The organism is Bradyrhizobium sp. KZN70725 (assembly GCF_055264925.1).
Genome location: NZ_JBUYWT010000003.1, coordinates 77,410 through 89,662, shown reverse-complemented (window position 1 = coordinate 89,662; position 12,253 = coordinate 77,410). Strand labels below are relative to the sequence as shown.

Here is a 12,253-nt window from a genome sequence, read left to right as displayed (position 1 = left end):
ATGCGCGTCGTGGTCGACCAGGATCTGTGCGGAACCAGCGGGCAGTGCGTGCTGACGCTGCCGGGCACCTTTCGCCAGCGCGAATCGGACGGCGTGGCCGAAGTATGCGTGGCGACGGTCCCGCAGGCGCTGCACGCCGCCGTCAGGCTGGCGGCGAGCCAGTGCCCAGTCGCCGCCATTCGGGTCATCGAAAGCGACGCTGGCGATGACGAGCGCGGCAGCGCCGACCCTCCGCCTTCTCCACCGGAGGCCGAGCGGCATGCCGCAAGAGACCAACGCCACCCAGGAGGGCACGATGGGACGATTTGAAGACAAGGTGGCCGTGGTGACCGGTGCCGGCGCCGGCATCGGCAAGGCATGCGCCCTCGCTATCGCGCGCGAGGGAGGCAGGGTAGTGGTCGCCGACATTGATGGCTCGGCGGCCATCGCCTGCACCGCGCAAATTGCATCCGAGGCGGACCGCGCGCTGGCCTCGGCCACAGACATCGCCGATGCGCAGGCGGTGGCTGCGCTGTTCGAAACGGCGGAGCGGCACTTCGGTGGGGTCGACCTGCTGGTGAACAACGCGAGCGCCATGCATCTGACTCCGCGCGACCGCGCGATCCTCGACCTGGACCTGGCGGTCTGGGATCAGACAATGGCGACCAATCTGCGCGGCACGTTGCTCTGCTGCCGGCAGGCCATCCCACGGATGATCGCCCGCGGTGGTGGCGCGATCGTCAACATGTCGTCGTGCCAGGGGCTCAGCGGTGACACCGCGCAGACGTCCTACGCCGCGTCGAAGGCGGCGATGAACATGCTGTCCGCCTCGCTCGCTACCCAGTACGGTCATGCGCAGGTCCGCTGCAACGCGGTTGCGCCGGGTCTCATCATGACCGATCGTCTCCTCGCCAAGCTGGACGAGTGCACGCAATGGCATCTGCGCCGGCACCAGCTCCTGCCGCGCGTCGGCCGCCCCGACGACGTGGCCGCGCTGGTGGCGTTCCTGCTCTCCGACGATGCTGCGTTCATCACCGGCCAGGTCGTGTGCATCGACGGCGGCATGCTGGCGCATGTGCCGACGTACGCCGATGGTGGCAACAGCCGCGCCGCGCGGCCTTCCGGCAAGACCGCCGAAGCGGACGCGTCGCGGGGCTGCTGATGGACATGTTGCTCAACCCGCTGAACCGTCGGCATCGGCTGCGGCACGACATCCCGGTCGTGCCGGGCGCTTTCCCCTTGGTCGGACATCTTCCCGCCGTCGTCTGCGACCTGCCGCGCCTGCTTCGGCGCGCGGAACGGACGCTGGGCAGCCACTTCTGGCTGGATTTCGGCCCTGCCGGACATCTGATGACCAGTCTGGATCCGGACGCTCTCGCACTGCTCCGGCACAAGGACGTGTCCTCGGCGCTGATCGAAGACATCGCGCCCGAATTGTTTGGCGGAACGTTGGTTGCCCAGGACGGCATCGCGCACCGGCAGGCGCGCGATGCGATCCAGGTGGCGCTTCTGCCCAAGGGACTGACCCAGGCCGGCATCGGCGAGCTGTTCGCGCCCGTCATCCGGGCGCGCGTGCAGAGGTGGCGCGACCGCGGCGACGTAACCATCCTGCGCGAAACCGGCGATCTGATGCTCAAGCTCATCTTCAGTCTCATGGGAATCCCCGCGCAGGACCTGCCGGGATGGCATAGCAAGTACCGGCAACTGTTGCACTTGATCGTCGCGCCCCCGGTCGACCTGCCCGGACTGCCCTTGCGGCGCGGCCGCGCCGCCCGCGACTGGATCGACGCGCGGTTGCGCGAGTTCGTCCGCGCCGCGCGCGAACATGCCTCGCGCACCGGGTTGATCAACGACATGGTGAGCGCCTTCGATCGAAGCGACGATGCGCTTTCCGATGACGTCCTGGTCGCCAATATCCGCTTGCTGCTGCTTGGTGGGCACGACACCACCGCCTCGACGATGGCCTGGATGGTGATCGAGCTGGCGCGGCAGCCTGGGCTGTGGGACGCCCTGGTCGAGGAGGCGCAATGCGTGGGCGCGGTGCCGACCCGGCACGCGGACCTGGCGCAGTGTCCGGTCGCCGAGGCGCTGTTCCGCGAAACGCTGCGCGTGCATCCGCCAACGCCGCTCCTGGTGCGTCGCGCAGTGCGTGAATTGCGAGTCGGCCAACGGCGTATTCCCGCAGGCACCGATCTGTGCATCCCGTTGCTGCATTTCTCGACCTCGGCGCTGCTGCATGACGCACCTGATCAGTTTCGGCTGGCGCGGTGGCTGCAACGCACCGAGCCGATCCGGCCGATGGACATGCTGCAGTTCGGTACCGGTCCACACGTCTGCATGGGCTACCACCTGGCATGGCTGGAACTGGTGCAGTTCTGCATCGCCTTGGCGCTGACCATGCGCGAGGCCGGGGTGCGGCCGCGGTTGCTAAGCGACGCCGAAAAAGGCCGGCGCTATTACCCGACCGCACATCCGTCCATGACTATGCGCATCGGATTCTCATGAGCTGGCATCGCATGCGCATGTGGCGAGGTAGCGGCGCCGGCGACGCGCGGCAACGCTTCACTCGGCGCGCGCACGGTGCGACGCCGACATCACCTCGGTGGCTCGCTTGTCGGGGACAAGGACATGAACAACATGCAGACCGGCTCCACGCCACAGGACGACAGAACTGGTGATTCCGCGCTCGGCGGATTGGGCGCGCCGGCGCGCGGCGCATCCGGCGGGCTGCTGCCCGAGATCTGGATGCAGGACGGTGCAAAGCGGGTCGAACAGGTGCTGGCGCGCCTTCTCTTTGTCGAACGTGACGGCGAGACCGAGCTGATGGCCGCGATGCGCTACGCCACCTTGCATGGCGGGAAGCGCACCCGTGCCTTGCTCTGCCTGGCTGCCGGCGCACTGTCCGACACGCCGGCGCACATGCTCGACGGCGTCGGCGCTGCCATCGAGATGATGCACGCTTGCACCCTGGTCCACGACGATCTGCCGGCGATGGACGACGACGTGCTTCGCCGCGGCCTTCCGACCGTGCACGTCAAGTTCGGTGAAGCTACTGCGATCCTGGTCGGCGATGCGTTGCAGGCGCACGCCTTTCTGACCCTGGCGAGCCTGGATGCGCCGAGCGACTACCGTATCGCGCTCGTGCGCGAACTGGCGCAGGCGGTGTCCGCCGAGGGTGCCGCAGGCGGGCAGGCCATCGATCTGTCGCTGGTTGGAAAGCACGTGGAGCTGGACAGGATCGTGGCGATGTACCGGATGAAGAGCGGAGCGCTAGTGCGCGCGTCCGTTCGCATGGGCGCGCTATGTGCCATCGCGGAGGATGCCGCACACGCTGCGCTGTACTGTGCGCTCGATCGCTACGGCGCCTGTTTCGGCCTGGCGTTGCAGGTGATCGACGACATTCTCGACGTGACAGCGGATACCGCGACGCTGGGCAAGACCCCCGGCAAGGACGCGGCGGCGCAGAAGCCGACCTGCGCGTCGATCATGGGACTGCAGGCAGCGCGCCAGTTCGCGCTGGATCTGTTGCGCGATGCCGGGGAGGCCATCGCGCCGCTGGGGCCGGGTGCAGAACGGTTGGCGCACATCCTGCAGCAGGCCAACGCGTATCTGTTCAAGCACGCGCCATGCGCATGAACGTGCCCGTCCGCTTGGAGATGCCCGTGTGCCGCTCCGATCGGCTGGCGGCAGCGGTGCATGCTGCACTGTGTGCGAAGTCTCCGGCACCGATCGCAGCGGTTGCCCCGCACGGCCGCGGCGCGCTGAGCGCAAGCCTATGCGGCGCGCCGGCGCCAGCATCGGGGCGCCCGCGCCGGAGCAGAGCCCCCGTCCGGCACTGCCTATGCGACGGCCCGCGGCGACATGCTCGACGTCTGCCCATCCGTCTGCAGAAGGAGCATCCCGCGTGAACGCGCTCTCCGAACAGATCATTTCCGAATTGCGTCATCTGCTGAGCGAGATGAGCGATGGCGGCAGCGTCGGTCCGTCCGTCTACGACACGGCCCGAGCTCTGCGGTTTAACGGCATCGTCACCGGTCGGCAGGACGCATACGCGTGGCTCATCGCGCAGCAACAGGCCGATGGCGGATGGGGAAGCGCGGACTTCCCGCTGTTCCGCCATGCGCCTACGTGGGCGGCATTACTGGCATTGCAGCGCGCCTGTCCTCTTTTCGGCGCTGCCGACGCAGTCCAGGCTGCAACCCGATTCCTCCAGCGCCAGCCCGATCCCTATGCGCATGCAGTCCCGGAAGACGCGCCGATCGGCGCGGAGCTGATCCTGCCGCAGTTTTGCGGCGAGGCCGCATCCTTGCTGGGCGGCGTGGCGTTTCCGCGCTACCCGGCGCTGTTGCCGTTGCGGCAAGCGTGCCTGGTCAAGCTGGCGGCGGTGACGACTTGGCCGAGCGGCCATCCGTTGCTCCACTCCTGGGAAGCCTGGGGGACGTCGCCGACCACCGCACTCCCGGATGAGGACGGCAGCATCGGCATCAGTCCGGCGGCCACCGCCGCGTGGCGCGCGCACGCCGTGATACAGGGGAGCACGCCGCAGGTCGGGCGTGCCGACGTGTATTTGCAGACGGCATCGCGGGCGACGCGCAGCGGCATCGAAGGGATCGTTCCCAACGTCTGGCCGATCAATGTGTTTGAGCCATGCTGGTCGCTGTACACCCTGCATCTGGCCGGGCTGTTCGCGCATCCCGCGCTCGCCGAGGCGGTGCACGTGATCGTCGCGCAGCTTGACGCGCGTCTGAGCGGGCGCGGTCTGGGCCCGGCCTTGCACTTCGCGGCCGACGCAGACGACACCGCCGTTGCGTTGTGCGTCCTGCGCCTTGCTGGCCGTGACCCGGCGGTCGATGCGTTGCGCCATTTCGAAATCGGCGACCTGTTCGCCACCTTCCCCGGCGAGCGCAATGCTTCGGTGTCGACCAACATCCATGCCCTGCATGCCTTGCGACTGTCGGGAAAGCCCGCCGCCGGCACCAGCGCCTACGTCGAGGCCAATCGCAACCCGCACGGTCTATGGGACAACGAAAAATGGCACGTTTCGTGGCTGTATCCCACCGCGCATGCGGTCGCTGCGCTGGCGCAAGGCGAGCCCCAGTGGCGCGACGAGCGCGCGCTGGCGGCGCTGCTACAGGCGCAGCGCGACGACGGCGGCTGGGGCTCCGGTCGCGCGTCCACATTCGAGGAAACCGCCTATGCGCTGTTCGCGTTGCGCGTGATGGACGGGAGCGAAGAGCCGACAGGGCGCTGGCGCATCGCGCATGCGGTCGCACGTGCGCTCGAGTGGATGCTCGCCCGCCATGCGGCGCATGCATTGCCGCAAACGCCGCTGTGGATCGGCAAGGAACTGTATTGCCCCACCCGGGTCGTGCGCGTGGCCGAACTCGCCGGGTTGTGGCTGGCGCTTCGTTGGGAGCGGCGGGTCCTGGCCGAGGGAGCAGGAGCGGCGCCATGATCCAGGCCGAACGCGCGCTGCAGCAGGTGCTGGAGTGGGGGCGTTCCCTGACCGGGTTCGCCGACGAGCATGCCATGGAAGCGATCAGGGGCGGCCAGTACATCCTGCAGCGCATCCACCCGAGCCTGTGCGACACCAGCGCCCGCACCGGCCGCGATCCGCAGGACGAAACGCTGATCGTGGCGTTCTATCGCGAATTGGCGCTGCTGTTCTGGCTCGACGATTGCAACGACCTCGGCCTGATCGCGCCGGAACAACTCGCCGCGGTGGAGCAGGCGCTAGGGCAGGGCGAGCCGTGCGCGCTCCCCGGATTCGAGGGCTGCGCTGTGCTACGCGGTTCCCTGGCGGCGCTTGCCTACGATCGTCGCGACTATGCTCAGCTTCTCGACGATACCCGGCGCTACTGCGCGGCGCTGCGCGCCGGACAGGCGCGGGCGGCAGAGGCGGAACGCTGGTCCTACGCCGAGTACCTGCACAACGGCATCGATTCAATCGCCTACGCGAACGTGTTCTGTTGCCTGTCGTTGCTGTGGGGGCTGGACATGGCGACCTTGCGCGCACGTTCGGCGTTTCGTCGGGTCCTGCGGCTCATCTCCGCGATAGGGCGCCTGCAGAACGATCTGCATGGACGGGACAAGGACAGGTCGGCCGGCGAGGCCGGCAACGCGGCGATCCTGCTGCTGCAGCGCTATCCGGCTATGCCTGTGGTTGAGTTCCTTAACGACGAGCTGGCCGGCCATACGCGCATGCTGCACCGGGTGATGGCGGAAGAACGCTTTCCAGCGCCGTGGGGAGCGTTGATCGAGGCCATGGCGGCCATCCACGCCCAGTACTACCAGACCTCGACCAGCCGCTACCGCAGCGACGCCGCGGGGGGAGGCTAGCGTGCGCCGGCCTGACCGCGCGGGAGGCGATGGCGTGCGCGCACTGCCGTCGGTCCGATCCGGCGCAACGCCGTCGCCCGATGCGACCGATGGAGCGAACATGAGCGACACCTCCCTGAGCCGGTGCAAGGACGGCCATCTGGACCTCGTGCTGGATCGTCAAACGGCGCCGGCCACGATCGTAAGAACTGCGAGCGATTGATCGATGCGGTGATCGCGCTGTTCAACAAAGTGGGGGAGATCGCCAATGACTGGGGCTGGTTGTTGGGCGAACATTTCAGTGTGGATGGCACGTTGATCTAGGCCTGGGCCGTTAGACGAATTTCAAGAAAGACGGCGATGAGTAGGGCGGCAGCGACTTCCGCGGACAATCGCGCAGCAACCACACGCACGTGTCCACGAGCGATCCGGGTACGCGGGTGTATCGCAAAGGCAGCACGGCGCTGCGCTACGGACACCCGCTCCGCTCACTTCTGAGGAATTCGATGGCGGCACAATGGCGCGAGCTGCAAGCGGTCGCTAGAGCCTCCGCCGCAGTTCACAACTGGGGTTCGTTTCGATCACGCAGGCTGCGTCTACCAGCGCGCAATATGAAACCCGGCTAACAGACCCACTTTGGAATAGTCGGCGAGAATAACGCGCTTGCGCGTATGAGCAAACATCGCTCTTGCTATCTCTATTTCGTCGGGATGTAGCTCGTCGCACCAGCGGTCGCATCGAGACCGAGAGGAGAGGCCATCGCGAAATCTTCTCGGTAGCGAGCTATCTCATTGACGGTAATCGCCCAGAGCGTTGCGGGCGGATCGTCTGTCCCCACCCAGGATCACACCCCTGTTTCCGCGCTGCGTGCAATCACCTCAAGCACTTGGCGGCATTCAGAGAGTTGGTGACGACAATGTGCCCTTCCATCTGAGCTATGCGTTGGGCCAGGGTGGTTGTCGTGCTTCCCGCGTCGAGAAAGATCGTCTGACCGGCCTCGACCATTGCTGCCCCTGTGCCTTGGCAATCACTCTTTTCTCGCGGCTACGTACGGCAGTGCGCAATTGGCAGGGAGCCTCCTTGTCCTTGGCAACCGGAACGACTCCGCGGCGGACCCGGCGGAGTTCCCCGCTTTTTTCGTTTCCATGAGATCGCGGCGTATCGGTTCGAGCGATACTCCAAAATCTCCCGTCAGCAGATCAACGCTTAGCGTGCCGAACGTTGCCAACATCGATCGAATGTAACGCCGTCGTTCCCCTTGCCACATAGACGCTCCCCAGTATCTCAGCAGTTTCTATCGTCGGCTTCGGGCCATAGCGCGATACGACAATAGGCTCGATGCGTCTAACCGACATGATGCTGGTGCCCATCCTTCCACGTACTGACCGATTCAGCCACGCTTCTATCGTTTCTAGAGCAACGGCAGAACTTCGGCGTGGAGTTCTGCCGTGCTTGCAGCGATGACCCGCTTGCCGGAGGTGATCGTGAGCGGCTTGCCCTCCCAGTCGGTGACAATGCCGCCGGCTTCTTCGATCACCGGCACCAGCGCCATGAAGTCGTAAGGCTCCATCCGCGTCTCGATGACGAGGTCGATGTGTCCCGATGCAAGCAACCCATAATTATAGCAATCGCCGCCGAAGCGACACATCCGGGCAGTTTGGCTGATGCCCAGGATTTGATCGCGTTCTGATTCTGCAAAATAGAGGGGCGACGTGGTGTAGAAGTTCGCATCGGCGAGGCGCCGGCAGTCGCGAACTTGGCATTTTGTGCGAATGCCGCTCGAGTTGACAAACCAGCTACCCAGGCCGGTTGCGCCCGTCCAGCGTTCCCGCAATGCGGGCATCTCGACGACGCCAATCTGTGAACGCCCTTGGATAGCGAGCGCGACCAGCGTTCCCCAAAGCGGAGACCCGGAAATGAAGCTGCGCGTGCCATCTATGGGATCGACCACCCACGTAGGCGAATCGAGATCACCTTGGATCCCGTATTCTTCACCGAAAATCGAATGCTCTGGAAATCGAGCGGAAATCGCCTTTCTGATGGCTTCCTCGACACGCCGATCCGCCTCCGTAACGGGGCTCTCGTCATCCTTCGTGTTGATGTCTATCGGCCGTCGAAACCATTCGGTGGCGTGAGAACCTGCGCTTCCAGCGATCTCGAACGCGAAATCGACCAAATCAGACATCGAGTCTGCACCATCCATGCTGGCAACCTCCTGAGCATTACAGATCCAGCTTAAGGTACAAAAACACATATTGCCATATCGCTTTTGATACCGTGGCGTCGGTTGCCACGCAGAAACCCAAAAACAAAAAAAAGCCATCCCGAATATTGCTCGAATCTCTAACCGGACGGCCACTCCGGCCTACCATGCGGTAATTGATATTGGCTTCGACAGAGAAATGCTTTTGGCTTCATCGGGCAATTACCAATCGCTGGGAGAATTTGCCGACACCTCCTGGAGGTGCGCAAAACCCACATTGGTCCGCGATAGTCAGCTCCTCATCTCTTCGCGCATGCATGCTCGCCTTACCGAATGGAGCAGCAAGGCTCGGAGCTAGACGCAATACCAGCGCGTTATAAGCGTTGCTCGGTGTTTAGCGGCGCGTTCAATCCGAAGAAAATCGACCGCTCAGCATCAAACGATGCATTTTGCATCAACAAAAGAATACCGCTTTCCCGGACTGGCTGAAAAAGAGATTGCCTTGGACTCGCTCGTCTCCCCTTTCTCTGAGACTATCGATCGTTCGCCGATGCTGCCTGCGAGGGGAATGCGGATGACTTGCAATGGCCCGTTTGACCGATCTCGAAGTCGCGCCGCGCCGCTGACATCGTGTCGACCGGTGTGTTGTTGACGCAGCGAGCGTGTGCCGGCGCGTATCACGGATACTGATCGGCCACCCTTCCCCTAGTTCAAATCTGCCGGCAGCTCGCATGAGCCGCGCTGTAACCCGCTGGATGGGCGCGCGCGCGAACGCTTCGTGCTGCCTTCCTCACCCCTTCACGTCCAACGTTTGAGGCAATTCAAATGACCACCAGCCATAATCAGGTTAAATTCGCTTACTGGGTTCCAAATGTTTCCGGTGGCCTTGTGATCAGCAAGATCGAGCAGCGAACCGGATGGGATATTGACTATAACCGCCGCCTTGCGCAGATCGCGGAACAGGCAGGGTTCGACTATGCGCTGAGCCAGATCCGTTTCACCGCCGGATACGGCGCCGAGTTCCAGCATGAGCCGGTCACCTTCAGCCACGCCTTGCTCGCCGCGACCACGAAGCTGAAAGTGATCGCGGCGCTGCTGCCCGGCCCCTGGAATCCGGCGGTCGCGGCCAAGCAGATCGCCACCATCAGCCAGCTCACCGAGGGCCGCGTCGCCGTCAACATCGTCAGCGGCTGGTTCCGCGGCGAGTTCACCGCGATCGGCGAGCCCTGGCTCGATCACGACGAACGCTATCGCCGCTCCGAAGAGTTCATCCGCGCGCTGCGCGGAATCTGGACCCAGGACAATTTCACGTTCCGTGGCGATTTCTACCGCTTCTCCGACTACACGCTGAAGCCGAAACCGGCACACCCGTTGCCCGAGATATTTCAGGGCGGCAGCTCGCGCGCCGCACGCGACATGGCCGCGCGGGTGTCGGACTGGTACTTCACCAACGGCAATTCGGTCGCGGAGATCAAGAAGCAGGTCGACGACATCAGGGCGAAGGCGCGCGCCAACGATCACTCGGTCAAGATCGGTGTCAACGCCTTTGCGATCGCGCGCGACAGCGAGGCCGAGGCGCGCGCCGTGCTCGACGAGATCATCGTCAAGGCCGATCCGGAGGCGGTCAATGCGTTCGGGCATGAGGTGAAGAACGCCGGCAAGGCGTCGCCGGAAGGCCAGGGCAATTGGGCGCAATCCGGCTTCGAGGATCTCGTCCAGTACAATGACGGCTTCAAGACCAACCTGATCGGCACGCCGGAGCAGATCGCCGAGCGCATCGTCGCGCTGAAGGAGGTCGGCGTCGATCTCGTGCTGCTCGGCTTCCTGCACTTCCAGGAGGAGGTCGAGTATTTCGGCCGCCGTGTCATTCCGCTGGTCCGTGCGCTGGAGGCGAAGACCGGCGTGCACGCCCAAGCGGCCGAGTGACGGGGAGTCGCGGGACGTGACGGCGATGGCGACCAACGCTGAAGTCCTTGCGCTGGAGGCGGCTCCGGCGCAAGGCAGGGCGCGAGCAGCGGCGACGGCCGATGCTCCCGAGTGGCGGCTCACGCAGGCCGCAGATCGCGCGGCACGGCCGGTGCTGGCCTTGAGCGATATCGCGTTGACCTTCGGTGGCGTCGCCGCGCTGCGCGACGTCGACCTTGCGGTCGCGCCGGGCGAAATCCGCGCGGTCATCGGCCCCAATGGCGCCGGCAAAAGCTCGCTGCTCAACGTCATCAGCGGGCTCTACCGGCCCGACCGCGGCCAGGTCTGGCTCGGCGAGCGCGCCTTCGCCCAGGTGCCGACCGCTGAGCTCGCGGCGCACGGCGTCGCGCGCACGTTCCAGAACCTCGCGATCTTCAAGGGCCTGTCGGTGTTCGACAACGTCCTGATGGGGCTCGCGCATCGCGTCCGCTCAGGCTTTTTGCGCCAGATCATCGGCTCGCCGCTGGCGCGGCAAATCGAGGCGGAGAATCGCGCCGCCGCCGAGGACGTCATCGGCTTCCTGCATCTCGGCGACGTCCGCGAGCGCGCCGCCGGAACCTTACCCTATGGCTTGCAGAAGCGGGTCGAGCTGGCGCGGGCGCTGGTGGCGCGACCGACGTTGCTGCTGCTCGACGAACCGTTCGCCGGCGTCACGTTGAACGAGAAGCTTGAGCTGTCCGAGCACGTGCGCAATGCGCGCGACAGCTACGGCGCCACCATCGTGCTGATCGAGCACGACATCGGCGTGGTGATGGGCCTCTCCGATCGGATCGCGGTGCTCGACAACGGCCGCAAGATCGCCGACGGCACGCCCGACGAGGTGAGGGCCGACCAGGCGGTGATCGACGCCTATCTCGGCGTCGCGCATCAGGACGTCACGGAGCTCGCGGTCTGATGTTCGATTATCAGTTCCTGATCGAGGTGTTGGTCGGCGGCCTGCTGTCGGGGGTGATGTACTCGCTGGTCGCGATCGGCTTCGTGCTGATCTACAAGACCTCGGGTGTGCTGAATTTCGCGCAAGGCGCGATGCTGCTGTTCGCGGCGCTGACTTTCGTCAGCCTGATCGAGCGCGGCATTTCGTTTCCCCTCGCGTTCCTGATCACGCTCGCGATCATGGTCGTGCTCGGCGTCAGCGTGGAGCGCGCGGTGCTGCGGCCGCTGGTCAACCAGCCGCCGATCACGCTGTTCATGGCGACGCTCGGGCTGTCCTATGTGATCGAGGGCGCGGCGCAGCTGCTGTGGGGCACCCAGGTCCACGGCCTCGACATCGGGTTCAGCGACGTGCCGCTCGACATCGCGGGCGTCTTCATCAGCCGGTTCGACCTGTTCGCCGCGGCGGTCGCGGGCAGCCTGGTGGCGCTGTTCGCGCTGTTCTTCCGCTACACCCGAACCGGGCTGTCGTTCCGCGCGGTCGCCGATGATCCGTTCGCGGCGCTCGCTGTCGGGCTGCGGCTGCCGCGTGTCTGGGCCAGTGTATGGACCGCCTCCGGCATCGTCGCGCTGGTGGCGGGGCTGCTGTGGGGCGCGCGGCTCGGCGTGCAGTTCTCGCTGTCGCTGGTGGTGCTGAAGGCGCTGCCGGTGCTGGTGCTCGGCGGCTTTGATTCGATCGCCGGCGCGATCATCGGCGGCCTTCTGATCGGCGCCATCGAGAAGCTCGCCGAGGTCTATGTCGGGCCGCTGTTCGGCGGCGGCATCGAGGCTTGGGCCGCCTATGTCGTGGCGCTGGTGCTGCTCCTGCTGCGGCCGTCGGGGCTGTTCGGGCAGAAGCTGGTCGAGAGGGTCTAGGCG

The 12,253-nt window shown here is 65.4% G+C and carries 11 protein-coding genes and 2 pseudogenes; 10 read left to right on the top strand and 3 right to left on the bottom strand.

The genetic code is table 11. The annotated features are described in order from the left end of the window. The 7 genes and pseudogenes from ACZBJS_RS03950 to ACZBJS_RS03920 all read left to right on the top strand — a co-directional run. On the top strand, positions 1–309 hold the full coding sequence (locus ACZBJS_RS03950) for a ferredoxin (protein ID WP_229163076.1): 309 nt from the start codon (positions 1–3) through the stop codon (positions 307–309). Then, positions 296–1,141 carry an SDR family oxidoreductase gene (locus ACZBJS_RS03945; RefSeq protein ID WP_463438459.1) on the top strand — a complete coding sequence of 282 codons (846 nt, stop codon included), beginning with the start codon at positions 296–298 and terminating at the stop codon, positions 1,139–1,141. Before ACZBJS_RS03950 ends, ACZBJS_RS03945 begins: the two co-directional genes overlap by 14 nt. Continuing rightward, a complete protein-coding gene (locus ACZBJS_RS03940; RefSeq protein WP_463438423.1) occupies positions 1,141–2,484 on the top strand; it encodes a cytochrome P450 in 1,344 nt (447 codons plus the stop codon). Before ACZBJS_RS03945 ends, ACZBJS_RS03940 begins: the two co-directional genes overlap by 1 nt. 132 nt (positions 2,485–2,616) lie before the next feature. Then, complete coding sequence (locus ACZBJS_RS03935; protein WP_463438458.1) at positions 2,617–3,615, top strand: polyprenyl synthetase family protein; 999 nt, start codon at positions 2,617–2,619, stop codon at positions 3,613–3,615. A 268-nt stretch (positions 3,616–3,883) separates the two neighbouring features. Beyond that, a complete protein-coding gene (locus ACZBJS_RS03930; RefSeq protein ID WP_463438422.1) occupies positions 3,884–5,434 on the top strand; it encodes a hypothetical protein in 1,551 nt (516 codons plus the stop codon). Continuing rightward, positions 5,431–6,318 carry a terpene synthase family protein gene (locus ACZBJS_RS03925; RefSeq protein WP_229160699.1) on the top strand — a complete coding sequence of 296 codons (888 nt, stop codon included), beginning with the start codon at positions 5,431–5,433 and terminating at the stop codon, positions 6,316–6,318. The genes ACZBJS_RS03930 and ACZBJS_RS03925 overlap by 4 nt, the downstream gene beginning before the upstream one ends. A gap of 183 nt (positions 6,319–6,501) precedes the next feature. Then, a pseudogene (locus tag ACZBJS_RS03920) lies at positions 6,502–6,782 on the top strand (IS5/IS1182 family transposase); the annotation flags it as partial. A gap of 388 nt (positions 6,783–7,170) precedes the next feature. Here the strand turns inward: ACZBJS_RS03920 and ACZBJS_RS03915 are convergent. From ACZBJS_RS03915 to hisN, 3 genes and pseudogenes are all read right to left on the bottom strand, one after another. Continuing rightward, positions 7,171–7,305, bottom strand: a pseudogene (locus ACZBJS_RS03915) (DeoR/GlpR family DNA-binding transcription regulator); the annotation flags it as partial. Between the two features lie 19 nt (positions 7,306–7,324). Further along, the gene (locus ACZBJS_RS03910) at positions 7,325–7,564 is read right to left on the bottom strand and encodes a DeoR family transcriptional regulator (RefSeq protein WP_463438421.1); all 240 of its coding nucleotides are present in this window, start codon (positions 7,562–7,564) and stop codon (positions 7,325–7,327) included. Between the two features lie 144 nt (positions 7,565–7,708). Next, the gene (gene hisN, locus ACZBJS_RS03905; protein ID WP_229160701.1) at positions 7,709–8,500 is read right to left on the bottom strand and encodes a histidinol-phosphatase; all 792 of its coding nucleotides are present in this window, start codon (positions 8,498–8,500) and stop codon (positions 7,709–7,711) included. 825 nt (positions 8,501–9,325) lie between these two features. Here hisN and sfnG point away from each other — a divergent pair. The 3 genes from sfnG to ACZBJS_RS03890 are packed head-to-tail and all read left to right on the top strand — an operon-like array spanning position 9,326 to position 12,250. Then, positions 9,326–10,426, top strand: coding sequence for a dimethylsulfone monooxygenase SfnG (gene sfnG, locus ACZBJS_RS03900; protein ID WP_463438420.1), 1,101 nt, complete (start codon positions 9,326–9,328; stop codon positions 10,424–10,426). Positions 10,427–10,451: 25 nt separating this feature from the next. After that, on the top strand, positions 10,452–11,360 hold the full coding sequence (locus tag ACZBJS_RS03895; RefSeq protein WP_463438419.1) for an ABC transporter ATP-binding protein: 909 nt from the start codon (positions 10,452–10,454) through the stop codon (positions 11,358–11,360). After that, positions 11,360–12,250 (top strand): branched-chain amino acid ABC transporter permease, encoded by an 891-nt coding sequence (locus ACZBJS_RS03890; RefSeq protein ID WP_463438418.1) that lies wholly within the window; start codon positions 11,360–11,362, stop codon positions 12,248–12,250. The genes ACZBJS_RS03895 and ACZBJS_RS03890 overlap by 1 nt, the downstream gene beginning before the upstream one ends. Positions 12,251–12,253: the final 3 nt, after the last annotated feature.

Excerpts from the sequence above, each read along its gene's own strand:
- ACZBJS_RS03945 (WP_463438459.1), top strand. The coding sequence starts at position 296 with ATGGGACGATTTGAAGACAAGGTGGCCGTGGTGACCGGTGCCGGCGCC.
- ACZBJS_RS03935 (WP_463438458.1), top strand. The coding sequence starts at position 2,617 with ATGCAGACCGGCTCCACGCCACAGGACGACAGAACTGGTGATTCCGCG.
- ACZBJS_RS03910 (WP_463438421.1), bottom strand. The coding sequence starts at position 7,564 with ATGTGGCAAGGGGAACGACGGCGTTACATTCGATCGATGTTGGCAACG.
- hisN (WP_229160701.1), bottom strand. The coding sequence starts at position 8,500 with ATGGATGGTGCAGACTCGATGTCTGATTTGGTCGATTTCGCGTTCGAG.
- sfnG (WP_463438420.1), top strand. The coding sequence starts at position 9,326 with ATGACCACCAGCCATAATCAGGTTAAATTCGCTTACTGGGTTCCAAAT.
- ACZBJS_RS03950 (WP_229163076.1), top strand. The coding sequence starts at position 1 with ATGCGCGTCGTGGTCGACCAGGATCTGTGCGGAACCAGCGGGCAGTGC.
- ACZBJS_RS03890 (WP_463438418.1), top strand. The coding sequence starts at position 11,360 with ATGTTCGATTATCAGTTCCTGATCGAGGTGTTGGTCGGCGGCCTGCTG.
- ACZBJS_RS03895 (WP_463438419.1), top strand. The coding sequence starts at position 10,452 with ATGGCGACCAACGCTGAAGTCCTTGCGCTGGAGGCGGCTCCGGCGCAA.
- ACZBJS_RS03940 (WP_463438423.1), top strand. The coding sequence starts at position 1,141 with ATGGACATGTTGCTCAACCCGCTGAACCGTCGGCATCGGCTGCGGCAC.
- ACZBJS_RS03925 (WP_229160699.1), top strand. The coding sequence starts at position 5,431 with ATGATCCAGGCCGAACGCGCGCTGCAGCAGGTGCTGGAGTGGGGGCGT.